This window comes from Streptomyces xinghaiensis S187 (assembly GCF_000220705.2).
In the GTDB taxonomy this organism is placed as follows: Bacteria; Actinomycetota; Actinomycetes; order Streptomycetales; family Streptomycetaceae; genus Streptomyces; species Streptomyces xinghaiensis.
The window spans coordinates 2,553,638-2,569,491 of the sequence record NZ_CP023202.1 but is presented as its reverse complement, the minus strand read 5'-3'; the positions used below and the strand labels follow the sequence as shown (position 1 = coordinate 2,569,491).

Annotated in this window: 16 protein-coding genes; 5 read left to right on the top strand and 11 right to left on the bottom strand. The window is 72.9% G+C overall.

The features are described 5' to 3' along the window. Window positions 1–6: 6 nt before the first annotated feature. Window positions 7–561, bottom strand: a complete 555-nt coding sequence (locus SXIN_RS10840; protein ID WP_019710288.1) for a peroxiredoxin — start codon at window positions 559–561, stop codon at window positions 7–9. Window positions 562–711: 150 nt separating this feature from the next. Between SXIN_RS10840 and SXIN_RS10835 the strand changes: the two genes are divergently transcribed. Then, the gene (locus SXIN_RS10835; RefSeq protein WP_238153726.1) at window positions 712–1,698 is read left to right on the top strand and encodes a hydrogen peroxide-inducible genes activator; all 987 of its coding nucleotides are present in this window, start codon (window positions 712–714) and stop codon (window positions 1,696–1,698) included. Between the two features lie 185 nt (window positions 1,699–1,883). On the opposite strand, the gene SXIN_RS10830 is transcribed toward SXIN_RS10835, so the two are convergent. The 4 genes from SXIN_RS10830 to SXIN_RS10815 all read right to left on the bottom strand — a co-directional run bounded on the left by SXIN_RS10830 (window position 1,884) and on the right by SXIN_RS10815 (window position 6,294). Then, complete coding sequence (locus SXIN_RS10830; RefSeq protein ID WP_019710286.1) at window positions 1,884–4,319, bottom strand: FtsX-like permease family protein; 2,436 nt, start codon at window positions 4,317–4,319, stop codon at window positions 1,884–1,886. Further along, window positions 4,316–5,044 carry an ABC transporter ATP-binding protein gene (locus SXIN_RS10825; protein ID WP_019710285.1) on the bottom strand — a complete coding sequence of 243 codons (729 nt, stop codon included), beginning with the start codon at window positions 5,042–5,044 and terminating at the stop codon, window positions 4,316–4,318. Before SXIN_RS10825 ends, SXIN_RS10830 begins: the two co-directional genes overlap by 4 nt. Further along, the gene (locus SXIN_RS10820) at window positions 5,041–5,565 is read right to left on the bottom strand and encodes a PadR family transcriptional regulator (protein ID WP_019710284.1); all 525 of its coding nucleotides are present in this window, start codon (window positions 5,563–5,565) and stop codon (window positions 5,041–5,043) included. The genes SXIN_RS10825 and SXIN_RS10820 overlap by 4 nt, the downstream gene beginning before the upstream one ends. A 108-nt stretch (window positions 5,566–5,673) precedes the next feature. Beyond that, a complete protein-coding gene (locus SXIN_RS10815; RefSeq protein ID WP_238153725.1) occupies window positions 5,674–6,294 on the bottom strand; it encodes a Uma2 family endonuclease in 621 nt (206 codons plus the stop codon). Window positions 6,295–6,473: 179 nt separating this feature from the next. Between SXIN_RS10815 and SXIN_RS10810 the strand changes: the two genes are divergently transcribed. Then, complete coding sequence (locus SXIN_RS10810) at window positions 6,474–6,674, top strand: hypothetical protein (RefSeq protein WP_019710282.1); 201 nt, start codon at window positions 6,474–6,476, stop codon at window positions 6,672–6,674. A gap of 31 nt (window positions 6,675–6,705) precedes the next feature. Here SXIN_RS10810 and SXIN_RS10805 read toward each other — a convergent pair whose 3' ends face one another. From SXIN_RS10805 to SXIN_RS10795, 3 genes are read right to left on the bottom strand one after another with little or no spacing between them, the layout of a single operon-like run. Continuing rightward, window positions 6,706–6,915 (bottom strand): DUF397 domain-containing protein, encoded by a 210-nt coding sequence (locus tag SXIN_RS10805; RefSeq protein ID WP_039822554.1) that lies wholly within the window; start codon window positions 6,913–6,915, stop codon window positions 6,706–6,708. A gap of 13 nt (window positions 6,916–6,928) precedes the next feature. Next, window positions 6,929–7,144 (bottom strand): DUF397 domain-containing protein, encoded by a 216-nt coding sequence (locus SXIN_RS10800; RefSeq protein WP_019710280.1) that lies wholly within the window; start codon window positions 7,142–7,144, stop codon window positions 6,929–6,931. Beyond that, entirely contained in the window at window positions 7,141–7,953 is an 813-nt protein-coding gene (locus tag SXIN_RS10795) for a helix-turn-helix domain-containing protein (protein ID WP_019710279.1), read from the bottom strand. Before SXIN_RS10795 ends, SXIN_RS10800 begins: the two co-directional genes overlap by 4 nt. A 157-nt stretch (window positions 7,954–8,110) precedes the next feature. On the opposite strand from SXIN_RS10795, the gene SXIN_RS10790 reads away from it, so the two are divergent. Next, on the top strand, window positions 8,111–8,527 hold the full coding sequence (locus SXIN_RS10790; RefSeq protein WP_157916274.1) for a hypothetical protein: 417 nt from the start codon (window positions 8,111–8,113) through the stop codon (window positions 8,525–8,527). Window positions 8,528–8,686: 159 nt separating this feature from the next. Here the strand turns inward: SXIN_RS10790 and SXIN_RS10785 are convergent, their stop codons facing one another. Together SXIN_RS10785 and SXIN_RS10780 are read right to left on the bottom strand one after the other, a co-directional pair. Further along, complete coding sequence (locus SXIN_RS10785; RefSeq protein ID WP_019710277.1) at window positions 8,687–8,911, bottom strand: type II toxin-antitoxin system antitoxin; 225 nt, start codon at window positions 8,909–8,911, stop codon at window positions 8,687–8,689. Between the two features lie 296 nt (window positions 8,912–9,207). Then, window positions 9,208–10,110 carry an SPFH domain-containing protein gene (locus SXIN_RS10780; RefSeq protein WP_050930960.1) on the bottom strand — a complete coding sequence of 301 codons (903 nt, stop codon included), beginning with the start codon at window positions 10,108–10,110 and terminating at the stop codon, window positions 9,208–9,210. Window positions 10,111–10,428: 318 nt separating this feature from the next. Here SXIN_RS10780 and SXIN_RS10775 point away from each other — a divergent pair, with 318 nt between their 5' ends. Together SXIN_RS10775 and SXIN_RS10770 are read left to right on the top strand one after the other, a co-directional pair. Continuing rightward, window positions 10,429–12,648, top strand: a complete 2,220-nt coding sequence (locus SXIN_RS10775) for a transglycosylase domain-containing protein (RefSeq protein ID WP_019710275.1) — start codon at window positions 10,429–10,431, stop codon at window positions 12,646–12,648. Between the two features lie 88 nt (window positions 12,649–12,736). After that, a complete protein-coding gene (locus SXIN_RS10770) occupies window positions 12,737–13,201 on the top strand; it encodes an SRPBCC family protein (RefSeq protein WP_095757994.1) in 465 nt (154 codons plus the stop codon). A gap of 103 nt (window positions 13,202–13,304) precedes the next feature. Here SXIN_RS10770 and SXIN_RS10765 read toward each other — a convergent pair whose 3' ends face one another. After that, entirely contained in the window at window positions 13,305–15,827 is a 2,523-nt protein-coding gene (locus SXIN_RS10765) for an ATP-binding SpoIIE family protein phosphatase (protein ID WP_095756919.1), read from the bottom strand. Window positions 15,828–15,854 lie beyond the last annotated feature (27 nt).

The following is a 15,854-nucleotide window of genomic DNA, read 5'->3' as shown; positions in this document are numbered from 1 at the left end:
ACCGGATCACTCGCCCGAGAGGAGCTTGACCGGGTCCAGGGTCTCGTCGCCCTGCTTCCAGTTGCACGGGCAGAGCTCGTCGGTCTGCAGGGCGTCGAGCACCCGCAGGACCTCCTTGGGGTTACGGCCGACGGAGCCGGCGGTCACCATGGTGAACTGGATCTCGTTGTTGGGGTCCACGATGAAGACGGCGCGCTGCGCGTAGCCGTCCTCGCCCTCGACGCCGCAGTCGCGCATCAGCTCGTGCTTGGCGTCGGCGAGCATCGGGAAGGGCAGGTCGCGCAGGTCGGCGTGGTCCTTGCGCCAGGCGTGGTGCACGAACTCGGAGTCGCCGGAGACGCCCAGGATCTGCGTGTCGCGGTCGGCGAACTCGTCGTTCAGCTTGCCGAACGCGGCGATCTCGGTGGGACAGACGAAGGTGAAGTCCTTCGGCCAGAAGAAGACGACGCGCCACTTGCCCTCGTAGGTCTTGTGGTTGATCTGCGCGAAGGCCTTGTCCGCGTCGAGGTCGACACAGGCTGTCAGGTCGTAGGTGGGGAACTGGTCACCGACGGTGAGCACGCGATCTCCTTGCGAAGGTGGAAAGCGCCTTTTGGGTGCTTTCCTGTGGGTTGGACGTGCCTCACCTTTTCATAGCCGCTATTGATCAAAGAAATCGACACGCGCCGGCATATTGATAGGATCCACCTATTGACAGGAGGAGGGTGACCGGTGCAAGCGGTACGCGGGTTGGGGCGCAACGGCGCACGTCAGCCAACTCTCGCGCAGCTGCGGGCCTTTGCCGCCGTGGCCGAGCATCTGCACTTCCGCGACGCGGCCGCTGACATCGGAATGAGCCAACCCGCGCTCTCCGGCGCCGTGTCCGCGCTGGAGGAGGTGCTCGGGGTGCGGCTTCTGGAGCGTACGACACGCAAGGTGCTGCTGACACCCGCCGGGGCCCGGCTGGCCGCGCGGGCCCGTACGGTCCTGGAGTCCGTCGGCGAGTTCCTGGAGGAGGCCGAGGCCGCGCGGGCGCCGTTCACCGGCACGCTGCGCCTCGGCGTGATCCCCACGGTGGCGCCCTACCTGCTGCCCACGGTGCTGAGGCTGGTCCGCGACCGCTACCCGGACCTGGACCTCCAGGTCCACGAGGAGCAGACCGCCTCCCTGCTGCACGGCCTCGGCCGGGGCCGGCTGGACCTGCTGCTGCTCGCGGTACCCCTCGGCGCCTCCGGGGTGACCGAACTCCCGCTGTTCGACGAGGACTTCGTGCTCGCCACCCCGAGCGGGCACCCGCTCGCCGGCCGCTCCGGCATCCCCCGGCAGGCGCTGCGCGACCTCGACCTCCTGCTGCTCGACGAGGGGCACTGCCTGCGCGACCAGGCGCTGGACATCTGCCGGGAGGCGGGCCGCCGGGACGGCGCACGGGCCACCACCAGCGCGGCCGGGCTCTCCACCCTGGTCCAGCTCGTCGCCGGCGGACTCGGCGTCACCCTGCTGCCGCGCACCGCGCTGTGCGTGGAGACCGGGCGGTCCACACGGCTGGCCGCCGGCTCCTTCGCGGACCCGGCCCCGTCCCGCCGGATCGCGCTCGCCCTGCGCACCGGGGCGGCCCGGCAGGAGGAGTTCGAGGCGTTCGCGGACGCGCTGCGCGAGGCACTGACGGAGCTGCCGGTACGGGTCCTGCCGGCGCAGGCGCCCCCGCCGGACCGGGCGTAACCGCACGCGCGGGCTTCAGGGGGCTGGGACCGGCGGGCCCCGGACCGGCGGGCCACCGCGAGAGTCCATGGCCCCGGCCGCTACCGCGACGGAACGCGGCACCGTCCGGCATACCGTCCCCCCTGCGGACGACATACCGGACGGTGCCGGATCTCCACTTCGGTGTGCGGGGGCGCTACCCGGCGCTACTCCGTGCGGAGCCCGTCCGGCCGCATCATCCGCCACAGCGGCGGCAGGCTCAGCAGGGTGACCAGCAGCACCAGCCCCGCGCCGACCCCCGTCATCAGACCCAGGCTCGACCAGTCCACGGACACCGGGGTGTTGACCATCTTCAGCAGGATGGCCCCCAGCCCGACCCCGCCGGCGGCGGCGAGTGCCAGCCCGAGCGCCACCGGCACCGCCGTCTGCCACAGCACCGACCAGGCGAGCGTCCGGCGCCGGGTGCCGAAGGCCACGAGGACGGAGAGCAGTCGGCGGCGCTCCCGGAGCTGCTCCAGGGTGGAGACGATCATGCTCGCGCCGATGAGCAGCAGCGTGGCGGTCGCCCCGATGAACAGCGCGCGGCTGATGGCGGTGAAGCGCTCGCCCTGCACCGTGCTGCGCAGGGTGTACACCTCGCCCAGCGGGGCCGCCTCGGCCATGGTGTTGCGGACGTGCTCGGCCGCGTCCGGAACGCGCGGGTCCAGCCGCAGATCGGCCATGACCTGCGGCTCCTGCAGCTTGTTCACGTCCAGGGCGGACGGGGTGGCGAAAACGCCGGGCTGCCGCCCGCCTTGCGGGTCCACGCGGTAGCCGGCCTCCCTGGCCGTCTCGGGCACCGTCCACAGCAGCGGGTCGTCGGTCGGTTCACCGTTCTCGTCCGTGCGGAGGTCGAGCGTGGTGCCGGGCCGGGCGAACTGCTCGAACTCGTCGCCGGCCGGGGTGACGAACGTGTCGCCGTCCGCACAGCGCCCGTCGATCGTGATCAGCTCGCGGAGCGTGGCGCAGCCGGCGACGGTGATCTGTGTGTACCGCGGCGATTCCCGGACCTCGGCCTTGGGCTCGGTGACATGGCTCTGGGAGTAGCTGATCACTCCGGTGACGCCCTCGGTGGCGTGGAAGCGCTCGGTCAGCTCCCGGGCCAGGCCGCCCTTCCCCTCGCTGACGGAGACCCCCATCTGGGCCCGGCTGAGGTCGTGGCCCGTCTCCTTCGTGTTCTGCGCCTCGGCACTGGCGAACAGCATCTGGATCGCGATGGCACCGGCCACGGCCACGGTGATCCCGCTGACCGCGCGGGCCGCGGTGCCGCTGCTGAGCTGGAGCCGGCGGACCGCGAGCTGCCAGGGGACGGGCCCGCCGGACATCCGGTGCACCACCGACTCGACCAGCCACGGCAGCAGCCCGGCGACCCCGGTGAGCACGAGCACCGTGCCCGCGGCGACCTGGTACGTCTCCCAGTCACCGCTCCCCGGGCCGTCCTCGGTCCAGCCGCCCACCATCGGCAGCAGCAGGGCGAGGCCCAGGCCGGGCAGCAGCAGCCGCCACCACAGCCGGCGGCGGCGCGGGACGGCGCTGCGCACCACTCCGAGCGGTTCGATGACGACCCCGCGCAGCACCAGCAGGGTGACGACCACCGCGGACGCCGGCACGGCCAGCACGATGAGGGCGGCCAGCAGTGGCGACGGCCGGAGGTCGGAGGCGAAGGTGCTGACGTCGAACAGCACCACCGACTCGATCGACGTCCGCACCAGCAGGAACAGCACGGCCCCGACGGCGAGCCCCAGCAACGCGCCCGCCATGGCCTCACCGGCGGCGATCCGCCGGACCATCCGGCCGTCCGCGCCGACCAGCCGCAGGGCGGCCAGCCGCCGGTCGCGCCGCTCGCCGCCGAAGCGCACCGCCGTCCCGATGAAGGTCATCACGGGGAGCAGCAGCACCACGCAGATGATGATGACCAGCAGCAGCAGCTCGGCGGGCAGGGGCTCGCTCTCCGCCTCGTAGCCGAAGGAGTCCAGGCGGTACGTGTGCCCGGTGGCGAAGTCCTCCTCGGTGGCGCCCGCGTAGTAGACCAGGTCGCTCGGGCCGAGCAGTCCCTCCCGGCCGACGGTGGCGGTGATCCGGTGGTCCAGGCGTTCCCGCAGCAGCTCCCCATCGGGGGAGTCCAGCAGCTTCCGGAGAGCCGGGGAGACCGCCATCTCGCCGGGGCCGGGGAGTTCCGAGAGGCCGGGCGGCACCGGCGGCTCGTCCCCGTCGGCCCGCACCAGCAGGCCGTTGATGCCCTCGCCGCGGTACTCGGTGTTGGCCTGGCCGACCTCGATGGTGCCCGGTCCGGGCGTCACCTCCTCGCCGAAGTTGGAGGCGGAACGTTCGGCGCCGCGCGCGTCCCGGCTGGACATGATCTCCGGAACGGAGGCCGCCGCGAGGAGCAGGGCGGCACCGAGGCCGACGCCGACGGCGGTGAGCACCGCGCGGATCCAGCCCTCACGCCCGCCGGTGAACGCGAACCGGGCGCCCATGAGGAGGTCGGCGGCCCAGCGGGACGGGGTCGAACGGGAGTCGGTGCCGGGCGGCGGAGGGGCGGCGGTGTCCGGCTTCGCGCGTATCCCGGTGCCGGTTTCGGTGCTGGTTTCCGTGCTGGTCATACCGCACCCGCCATGTCCCGGGCGACGCCGTCCCGTACGACGACCTCGCGGTCGGAGTAGGCCGCCACCCGCGCCTCGTGGGTCACGAGGACGACGGCGGCGTTGGTGGAGCGGGCCGCCTCGGTGAGGAGCTGCATGACGCGCTCGCCGTTGAGGGAGTCCAGGGCGCCGGTCGGTTCGTCGGCGAACAGCACGCGCGGCCCGCTCACGAGCGCGCGGGCCACGGCCACGCGCTGCCCCTGGCCGCCGGAGACCTCGCCGGGCCGCTTGTCCCGGACGTCGCTCACCTCCAGCCGGTCCATCCAGGCGGCGGCGCGGGACTCGGCCTCCTTGCGTCCCGTGCCGTGCAGGCGGAGCGGCAGGGCGACGTTCTCGACGCAGGTCAGCTCCGGCACGAGCTGCCCGAACTGGAACACGAACCCGAACTCGCCGCGCCGCAGCGCGCTCCGCTCGGCGTCCGGCATGGCCGACATGTTCCGGCCCCGGTAGAGGACCTGGCCGGAGTCCGGCGTGATGATCCCGGCGAGGCAGTGGAGCAGCGTCGACTTGCCGGAGCCGGATGGGCCCATGACGGCGACGATCTCTCCGGGCCGGATGGCGAAGGAGGCCCCGTCGAGGGCGGGGGTGGTGCCGTAGGTCTTGTGCAGATCCTCCGCGGCCAGCAGGGCGCCGGCCTCATCTGGCGCGGTGCCCTGCACGGGTGTGGGGGCGGTTCCGGGGTTCATGCGCGGACCTCCGAGGCGAGCGCGTCGAGCCGGGCGGCGGTCAGTTCCAGCCAGCGCAGATCGGCTTCGAGATGGAAGAGGGCGTGGTCGCAGATGAGCTGGTCGGCGAGGTCGCCGCTCGTCTTGCGCCGGGTCAGCTCGCGCATCAGCCGCAGATGCTCCGACCGCTGCCGGTCGAGGAGTTCGGTGGCGTCGCGGTGGGTCAGCAGCGCGAGGACGACCTTGGTGTAGAGGGTCGACTGGAGATACGGCTCCGGCTTCTCGGGCGAGGCGAGCCACTCCCCGACGTCGGTGATCCCGGCGTCGGTGATGGCGTACCGCTTCCGCTCGGGCCCACCGCCGGGCTCGATGCCGTCGACCTCCACGAGGCCGTTCTTCAGCAGCCGGGACATGGTCGAGTAGACCTGGCCGTAGTGCAGCGGCCGGTCGTGGCCGAAGCGTTCGTCGAAGGCGCGCTTGAGGTCGTAACCGTGGCGCGGCCCGGACTCCAGCAGCCCGAGCAGAGTGTGACCAATGGACATGCGGAGCACTGTACACCAGGTGTATACACGGGGTGTATAGGTGTGGTGGGCGGCGCCGTTCTCGCAGCTCAGCGTGGTCAACGCCGGTGCCCGGTCGCTGGGTTGGGGTTATCGGGGGCCCGCCGGACCGGGCGTCTCACGAGGGCCGAGCGCGCTGTCGGCGGAGAGGCGAACGGGCTCGCCGACGGCTTCGGGGAGCGCGAACGACTCGCCGGGCCGGTACGTCGCGCGCTTCCGGTACCGCCCTTCGCGAGGGTCGGTGAGCACGTGTACCAGACGCTCCGCGCGGTCGGCGAGTACGTACACGGGAATACCGGCGGCCGCGTACGCGGCAGTCTTCCGGCGCTCGTTGCCGTAGTTGTGCGCGGTGACTTCAAGGACCAGCCGGAAGACGGCCGGGGCGTAGCAGTTGTACGCGACCAGGTGGTTGTTGTAGTCGCCGTCGATGACGGACAGGTCGGGCACCGCGAAGTCGGACGGCCCGCCGGGGAGCCACAGGCCGACCCGCTGCACCACACGCGTCCGCCGATCGTGCAGATGGATGAGCTGAACCGTGACATCGGTCAGTGCTTCGGCGTGCGCCGCGCCGGCCAGAGGCGTCACGGTGATCTCGCCGTCAAGGATCTCGACGCGGCACCCGGGCAGCCGCTGGGAGATCCATTCCGCCTCGTCCAGCAGGGCCGTACGGTTGTGGCTTCCGGGTTCGGCCACCGGCGTGCGATCGGACAAGAAGGCTCCTGCTCTGATCCGAGGGCCCAGGGGCCACCATTCTGGTTGCCGAGTCCGGCAGTTGCCCCAGGGCGGGGACGCCTCACCCGAAAGTGTGATCAGCCGGAGGCCGGCTCGGCGCTGGTCGAATGCGCCGGACCGGGGGATGCTGTGCTCCGGTCGGAAGGGGAGGGCCCACCATGGCGAAGGTGACGGTAACGCTCGACGCGGATCTCGTGATCGAGGTGATGCTGCTGTCGGGCGCGAAGAACCCGCAGGACGCGGTGGAGCTGATCGTCCGGGACTATCTCGCCCGGGGTCGCCGCACCGAGGCCCGCACCGGCGGCGTGGAGGACCCGAACCGGGTCCGAGAAGCGGAGCCGCCCCGGCAGGCGGGCTGACGGGACGGTTGGCGGTTGACCGGCCGCCGCGTCAGGAGAGGCGGCCGGTCTTCACGCCGCTGACGAAGGTGGCCCAGGCGGCGGCCTCGAAGGCGAGGGCGGGGCCGTGCGGGTTCTTGCTGTCGCGGACGGGGACGGTGTTCGTGACGCCGCCCGCCACTTCGACGCAATTACCGCCGTTGCCGCTGCTGTAGCTGCTCTTGCGCCATGCCGCGTCGGGGGCACCTGTCGTCTCAGCCATGAGAGTTGGCCCTTCAGAAGAGGCGGCCCGCCCTGATGCCGGTGACGAAGGCGGTCCAAGCGGTGGCCGGGAAAGTCAGGGCGGGGCCTTGCGGGTCCTTGCTGTCACGGACTGGGACGGTGTCCGCGACACCGTCGGCAACTTCGAGGCACTCACCGCCGTTGCCGCTGCTGTGGCTGCTCTTGCGCCACGTCAGGCTGGAGAGGTCCCGTGGAACGGTCGTCGTCATGGGCTCAGTTCCTTCATGGCAGCGGTGATCAGCTCTACGGACGCGCTGGGCGACAGGGCGACGGCCCTGAGCAGATCATAGGAGCGCACGGCCGCGTTGACGTCCCCCGGATCGGCCAGAAGTTGTCCGCGGGAGAAGCCGTCCTCGTGTACGACATCTGCGCCTTCAGCGAAGGAAAGGACGGTGAACGGCCCGAAACCCGCGTGTGCGCCCGCAGCGTACGGCACGACCTGGATGACGTTCCGTGGCCGCTCAGCTGCCTCCAAAAGCCTGCTCAACTGCGCGTGCATCACGGCTGGACTGCCGATCACCCGGCGCAGCACGGTCTCATCGAGGATGAGCCACAGCTGAGGTGGTGTCTCGCGGTTGAGAACACGCTGCCGCTCAAGCCGTGCGGTGAGTAGATCCTCAACGCAGTCCGGGCGACCCGCAGCCAGCACGGCCCTCGCATAGTCCTCCGTCTGCAGGAGTCCGTGCACGAACTGGAGCTGGAACGAGCGGATGACTGTGGCGGCACGCTCCAGTTCCACATACGGCCGGAACCACGACGGATACGCGTGCTTGATGACCAGCGGCCAGAGCCGCACGAAGTGTCCTTCCGTGCCCAGCACTTGGTCGAACTGCTCCGCCAGGTCCTGTGACGGCACCCGGCAGGCCGACTCGATCTTGCACAGCAGCGACGGGGTGATGTAAGCCCGCCTGGCCAGTTCCTTCTGGGGGACCCCTGCCTCCCGGCGGACGCGCCGCAGCTCCGAGGCGAAGAAGGCCAGGACGGAAGACGTCGGGTCGAGTTCGTCGGCAGCGGACATCGGTGCAGGTCCTCCCCTCTTGACGGCCCGGGCCGTCAACCATCAGCCCTGGTGACGCTAGCCGCGCACCGCGACGATGGGAGCACGGAACGTCACGGCTCACTCGAAGGGAGTGCGGCCGGCGAGGCAACGCACGGACGGGCGACGGCACATGGAGATGACGGGCGCGGACAGCCAGGGGCGCCGAGGCGGGCACGGACCGGTCCCGAAGTGGCGTCCGGACCCCTGGGAGGAGGCGGAGGACGCGGCGCAGGCGCTCGCCGAAGCCCTCGACGGGGCCGGGTTGACGCTGCCGTCGCTCGGCGTCGACCAATGGCCGGTCATCACCGGCCGCCCGCTCGTCGAACTGGGCCGGGCCCGCCCGGACGTGGTGACGGAACTGGCCGAACTGGTCACCAGGGGGACTCGCTCGGCGGTCCCCGGGCGACCGGCCGAGCGGGCGGATCCCCCCAGCCATCCCGGCGGCAGCGAATCCGGCGAAGCCGAGCACGGCGGGCCGGTCCTGCTCAGCCCCGACGATCTCCTGACCGTCGAGGAGAACGACATGGACGCCGGCGGTGCGACGGAGGGCTGACCGCATGACCGTGACGCCACCGCGCTAACACGCTCCCGAACGCTCTCCCGTGGACGCGGACTTCGCCCGCCCAGGGCCTACGCTGCTCGTGTGGACGAGGTGTCGGCCCGGCTCGCGAGGCGTTGCGGATGATCCCGCTCAGCCTGCCCGCCCTTTCTGTCAGACCGGGCCGGTGTCCGGAGTGGGTGCCGGACCGCCGTCCTCTGCGCCTGACTTCGGTGGGCGGCCCCGTTTCGGGATCGGGCGGGCCGTTTTCGGGAGGCGGCCGGCGTCCGAGAGGGCGCGGCGGAGGAGGAATTCGATCTGGGCGTTGGTGGAGCGGAGTTCGGCGGCGGCCCAGGCGGCGAGGGCGTCGTGGACGGCCGGGTCGAGCCGCAGCAGCACCTGCTTGCGCTGCTGCCGCGGCCGTCGCTGAGCGGGTGCCGTGGCCGCCGCGGGGTCGGCCTGGGAGGCAGGGCTCGACCGCCTTGTGTTGGCTGAGGCGGTGGCGGTGGCGGTGGCGGTGTCCGGCTCCGGCTCCGGGGCGGTGTCCTCCCCCGGGGCGGTGTCCGTCCGGGGAGCGGTGCTCCGCCCCGGGCCGGTGGCCGGCCCGGGGGGAGTGGCGGGTTCGGCGGGGCCGGGCCCGGGAGGGGGCTGCGGATCGGGTGCGGCCCGGTCGGCGGTCTCGTCCCGGTCCGGGGTCACTGGTACAGGCCGCCCGTGTTGAGGACCGGCTGCGGGGAGCGGTCACCGCAGAGGACCACCATCAGATTGCTGACCATGGCCGCGCGCCGCTCGTCGTCCAGTTCGACGATGCCCTGCTCGCTGATCCGGTTGAGCGCCGCCTCGACCATGCCGACCGCGCCGTCCACGATCTGCCGCCGCGCCGCCACGACCGCGCCCGCCTGCTGCCGCTGGAGCATCGCCGAGGCGATCTCCGGGGCGTACGCGAGGTGCGTGAAGCGGGACTCGATGATCCGGACCCCCGCGGCCTGGACCCGGGCGGAGAGCTCAACCGCCAGCTTCTCGGTGATCTCCTCGGCGTTTCCCCGGAGGGAGAGCGCCTCCTCGTCGTAGGCGTCGTACGGGTACTCGATGGCGATGTGCCGGACGGCGGCCTCGGTCTGGGTGGAGACGAACTCCAGGAAGTCGTCCACCTCGAAGACCGCCTGCGCGGTGTCCTCGACCTTCCACACGACGACCGCGGCCAGCTCGACCGGGTTGCCGTAGGCGTCGTTGACCTTGAGGACGGCCGTCTCGTGGTTGCGGACCCGGGTGGAGACCTTCTGCCGCGTGGTGAGCGGGTTGACCCAGCGCAGGCCGTCGGTGCGGATGGTGCCGGTGTAGCGGCCGAAGAGCTGGACGACGCGGGCCTCGCCGGGGGCGACCATGTTGAGCCCCGCCATGGCGAAGATCGAGCCGAGGAAGACCAGCACTCCGAGGATGATCAGACCGACCGCGGCCCCGGTCGAGCCGTCGCTCCCGGCGCCCGCGCCGAGGACGACCAGGCCCGCGCCCGCGAGCAGCCCGATCAGGCCGAGCAGCAGGGCCAGGCCGCCGCCGATGCTGTTGGCGGCGAACTCCCTGACCCGCGGCTTCGGCATCTCCGGCAGGTCGCCGCCGTCGGCGGGCCCGTTCGCCGCAGCCGCCGCGGCCGCGCGCTCGGGTGTGGTGGTGGGTGGAGTCTTCGGCATGGCGGGTCCCCGTCTCGTTCGGTCGGTGCTCGGCCGGTGTTCGACCGGCGCCTGCGGTGTTCTAGCAAAGTGATAACACTTTTTTCGACGCGGCGCGAGGCCCGGTGGTTGCCCTCCCGATGGGTGCTGATTCTCACGGCCCCGGAGCCGAGAACTCCGGGGCCTCCCGTGCGTATAGGGTGTTAGCTTTTGTCGTTTCCCGGGGCATGAGGACTGGAGCTCGGATCTATGGGACGCGCGGACTACCGACGGGCCCAGCAGCAGTGGGCCCGTGAAGAACGGGGCGGGTTCTTCCGCCGGCTCTTCTCGCTGAAGAAGGTGCTGGGCACCTTCGTGCTGCTCGGAGCGCTCGCGGTGGGCTCCTTCTTCGTGCTCTACCTGCTCGTGGACGTACCCGACGGCGGCAACCCGGAGGCGACGGCCCAGAGCAACGCCTTCACCTTCAGCGACGGGGCGCTCATCGCCCGCGAGGGCGACTTCAACCGCGAGCTGGTGCCGATCAGCCGGATCCCCAAGGACACCCAGTACGCGTTCGTGGCCGCCGAGAACAAGAGCTTCTACCAGGACCCCGGCGTCGACGTGAAGGGCCTCACCCGCGCCCTCGTCTCCACCGCGATGGGGAAGAAGCAGGGCGGGTCGACCATCACCCAGCAGTACGTGAAGAACTACTTCCTCAGCCAGGAACAGACGGTCACCCGCAAGGCCAAGGAACTGATCATCGCGCTCAAGGTCGACCAGCAGCAGTCCAAGGACGAGATACTGGCCGGCTACATGAACACCAGCTACTTCGGGCGCGGCGCCTACGGCATCCAGGCCGCGGCCAAGGCGTACTACGACACGGACGTCGACGACCTCACCGTCGAGCAGAGCGCCTACCTCGCCGCGCTGCTCCAGGCGCCCAGCCAGTACGACCTGGCCGTCGCCGGCCCGAAGGCCCGGCAGCTGGTCACCGACCGCTGGCACTTCGTCCTCGACAACATGGTCGAGATGAAGTGGCTCAGCCCCGTCGAGCGCCGGGAGATGGCCTTCCCCGAGCCCGGGAAGCCCGAGCCCAACCCGGGGCTGGAAGGCCAGGCCGGCTACTTCGTCGAGGCGGCCAAGGCCGAGCTGATCGCCGCGGGCGTGGACGAGCAGGAGCTCGCCGCCCGGGGCTGGACCATCGAACTCAACATCGACAAGAAGAAGCAGCGCGACCTGGAGAAGGCCGTCAAGGCGGCACTGCTGGACGACCTCGACCCGGAGCAGCGGGAGACCGACGCGCAGGCCCAGCCGGGTGCCGTCTCGGTGGACCCGGAGACGGGGGCGGTGGTCGCGATGTACGGCGGCCGGAGCTACGTCGAGCACTTCATCAACAACGCCACCCGCCAGGACTACCAGCCGGCCTCCACCTTCAAGCCGGTCGTCCTCGCCACGGCCTTCGAGACGGCCGCCGACACCCAGGACGGGCAGCCGATCACGCCGAACACGCTGTACGACGGCACCAGCGAGCGCCCCGTCGAGGGCAGCGACACCCCCTTCGCCCCGCCGAACCAGGGCGATGTGGACTACGGCCCGATCACGGTCCAGCAGGCCATGAACAACTCCGTCAACTCCGTGTTTGCGCAGATGGCGGTGGACGCCGGGCTGGAGCGGACCAAGCAGACCGGCATCGAGCTCGGCATGAAGGGCGACGCGAGCGGCTTCGACGTCAAGCCCGCCATGTCCCTCGGCGTCATGGGCGCCAGCCCGCTGGACATGGCCGCCGTCTACGCCACCCTCGCCAACCACGGTGAGCAGGTCAAACCCCGGCTGGTGAAATCCGCCAAGCGCGGCGACCGCGTGGTCGAACTGCCCGACCCGATCGGCGAGCAGATGATCGAACGGCAGACCGCGGACACCGTCACCTCCGTGCTGCGGGGCGTCGTCAACGACGGCACGGCCAAGGGCATCCGCTCCAACACGCTGAACTTCGCGGGCAAGACCGGCACCTCCGACGACAACAAGTCGGCCTGGTTCGCCGGTTACACCCCCGACCTGGTCACCACCGTCGGCCTCTTCGGCGAGGGCGAGGGCGGCAAGCAGGTCTCCCTCCAGGGGACGGGGGGCGGCGGGCGCGTCAACGGCGGCGGCTACCCGGCCCAGATCTGGGCCGAGTACAACCGGCTCGCCCTGAGCGGCAAGCCCGCGGCCCAGTTCGACCTGGACGTCATGGAGGCGCCCGAGCCGAGCATCTCGCCCAGCCCCTCGGCGAGCGAGAGCGAGCCCCCGGAGTCGCCGGAACCGCCGGAGAGCACGGTGCCCGGTCTGCCGGAGACCTCCGCCCCGCCGCCGCCCGTCACCACCACTCCGCCGCCGGACACGGCACCGCCCTCCGCCTCCACCCTGCCCGTTCCCCCGGGGGACGGCACGGGCGACGGCGGTGCCCGCACGGCCGCCGGGACGGACACCGGCCCGGGGGACGGCCCGTAGAAGGACCGTGACGATCCCGGTCGTTGAGTCGTTGTGGGGCGCCCGGAGGGGGGTGCCCCTTCCGCCCGGTCTCGGTACCGTGGGGCGGATGAGGCCCGTCATCGTGTCGACCGACGTCCCGCACCCGCCCGAGCAGGTCTACGACTTCCTCGACGTCATGGCGCACCACGAGCGCTTCACGGATCACTATCTGACAGGCTGGCGCTTCAGCGGCCCCGAGCGTGGCAAGGGATCGCGCGCCACGGTCACCGCCGCGCTGGGCGGCACCAGGACCGACGTCACCATCGAGGTCGTCGAGGCCGAACCGCCGCGGCGCATCGTCGAACGGAACGTCAGCGCGGCCGGCCGGCGCGTGGCCCACGGCACGTACACCATCGAACCGCTGCCGGCCGGCGGGAGCCGCGTCTCGTTCACCTACGGCTGGGTGCGTGCCCCGCTCGCCGACCGTCTGGCGTCGCCCGTCGTCCGGGCCGCGATGCGGCGCGCCAACCGCACGGTCATGCGGCGCCTGGCCGCCGAGCTGGCCCGCCACGGGTCCGCTGCCGGAGCCTGACGCCCCCGCACGCCGGGGGAGAAGCCGGTTCCGGCGCGGCCCGCCGGGCCCCGGCCCCGTTCCCGCCGGTGACGGCAGCGGACGGAACGGGGCCGCGGCCCCGCTAGCCCCCGTTCGTGAAGGGCAGTTCGAACCAGACGACCTTGCCCGTGCTCAGCCGGGTCGCCCCCCACCGCCGCGCCACCTTGTTGACCAGGTACAGCCCGCGCCCGCCCTCGTCCGACGGCCGTGCCTGCCGCAGCCTCGGAAGCTGCGGCACGTCGTCGCCGACCTCGCAGCGCAGCACGTCGGTACGGAGCAGCCGCAGCGTGATGGGGCGTTCGGCGTACCGGACGGCGTTCGTCACGATCTCGCTGACGAGGAGCTCCACCGAATCCGAGAGCTCCTCCAGGCCCCACCGGGCCAGCGCCCGCCGGGCCAGCCGGCGCGCCTTGCTGGGCGCCCGCTCCTGCGGATCGAGGAACCAGTACGCCACGTCGCTCGGCGGTATGCCGTCGAACCGGGCCGCGAGCAGGGCGATGTCGTCGTCCCGGTCGCCCGGGCCGAGCATGTCCAGCACCTCGTCGCAGAGCGGCTCCAGCGGCGGCGGGTGGTCCGGGCCGGTCAGCCGCGCCGTCGCCACCAGCTTCTCGCGGAGCTGCTCGATACCCGTCCACACGTCGCGCAGCCGGGACTCGACCAGGCCGTCGGTGTAGAGCAGCAGCGTCGCCCCGGCGGGCGCGTCCAGCTCCACCGCCTCGAAGTCCACCCCGCCCACGCCGATCGGCGCGCCCGGCGGGACGCGCAGCACCTCCGCCCGGCCGCCGAGATGCAGCAGCACCGGCGGCGGATGGCCCGCGTTGGCGACGACGATCCGGTGCGCCACCGGGTCGTACACGGCGTAGATGCAGGTCGCCATCCGGTCGCTGCCCAGCCGCTGGGCCTGCTCGTCGAGGTGGTGCAGCACCTCCTGCGGCGGCAGGTCGAGCTGGGCCAGCGTCTGCGCCGTCGTGCGGAGCTGCCCCATGATCGCGGCCGAGGTCATGGAGTGCCCCATGACGTCACCGACGACCAGGGCGACCCGGCTGCCGGGCAGCGGGATCGCGTCGTACCAGTCGCCGCCCACCCGGGCCGTCTCCGCCGCCGGGAGGTAGCGGCTGGCGAGCCGGACGCCGGTGGGCTGGGGGAGCGAGTCCGGGAGCATGGAGCGCTGCAGGGCGTCGGCGATGTACGCCTCGCGCCCGTACAGCACGGCCTTGTCCACACCGAGCGCCGTATGGGTCGCCAGCTGGGCGGCGACCAGCAGATCGTCCGCCTCGAACGCGGGCCGGTCGGTGAGGCGCAGGAACACCGCCGCACCGATCACCCGGCGGCGCCCGCGTAGCGGCGCCAGCACGGCGCGCCGGCCCGGCGGGACGGGATAGCCGGGCCCGAGCAGCTCCGGGACGGCGTCCAGAGCCGCCTCGGAGTCGCCGAACACCGGGCGCACGCCCCGCAGCACCTCCGCCAGCGGCCCGCCCGGCGCCACCTCCGCGAGCTTGACGGCGGGCAGCAGCCCGGGGCCGGCCGCGGAGCCCGGCGGGCGCGCCGGGTCCGGCTCCGCCGCGCCCTCGGGGCGTCCCTCGCGCTCCTCGCGTCCGGTGCGCTCCGTGCGTTCGGTTCGGTCCGTGTGCTCGCCGGCGGCCGCCCCCCGCTCCGTGCCGGAGGCCGTCATACCGCCGGTGGAGCCGCCGCGCCCGGGCGGCAGCCGGTCGGTGCGGCGCAGCCGCAGCACGAACGGGTCCACGGGCCGCTCGTCGCCGACCGGCAGCGGGTCGCGCAGATAGACGAGGATGACGTCGGCGAAGGTCGGCACGGTGGCCCGGCAGAGGCCGAGCACGATCTCGTCGAGGTCGATGCCGCGCGCGATCCGGCGGGTGGCGGCGCCGATGAACCGCAGCCGGTCGCCGTCCCGCTGGTGCCGGGCGGCCATCTCGGCCGCGGTCAGCACCACGCCGCCGTCACCGCCCGGACCGCCCGCCGCGTCCGCTCGTTCATGCGTCTCCGTCCGCTGGGCCGGCGGCTGCGGCGCGGTCTCGGGGCCCGCGCCCGCCGGGCGGCGGGACCGGCCGCCGGGCCGGTTGCGCCGGGCGGCGGCCGCGGCAGCCGCCGCCGCGGCCTCGCGGTCGGCGGCGGTGGAGTCCTGCGGCAGGTCGCCCTTGCGGGTCGCCGCCATGCCGACGGCCACGGTGGCACCGCGCGGCCGCCCGCCCCGGGCCGCGTTCGCCGCGGCGTCCCGGCCCTCCTCGCGGCCGGCGCGGGCCGCCGCGGTGCCGCGCGCACGGCCGCCCGGCCGGGCCATCGCCGTCCGGGGGTCCTCCGGCTGCTCGCCGCCGGACCGCCGCGGTGCCGGGCGCCCACCGCGGCCTTTGTCGTCGGGGTCCGCCTCGGCCGGGGGCGGCTCCGGGTCGCCGTCCGTCCCGTCGCCGCGCGGGCGGGGCCGGGAACGCCGCGCGGCGGCGGAAGCGCCGTCGCGGTCGCCCGTGCGGCGGGCCGCCGGGCGGGGCCGGCCCGCGGGTTCCTGGCCCGGGGCAGCGGCGCCTGCCGGGGCGTGCCCGGGCTGGGTGGCGGCCTGTCGGCCGTCGTTGGAGGTCGGGTACTCCGTCACGCGTGGGGTTCCATCCGTCCGGGGCTG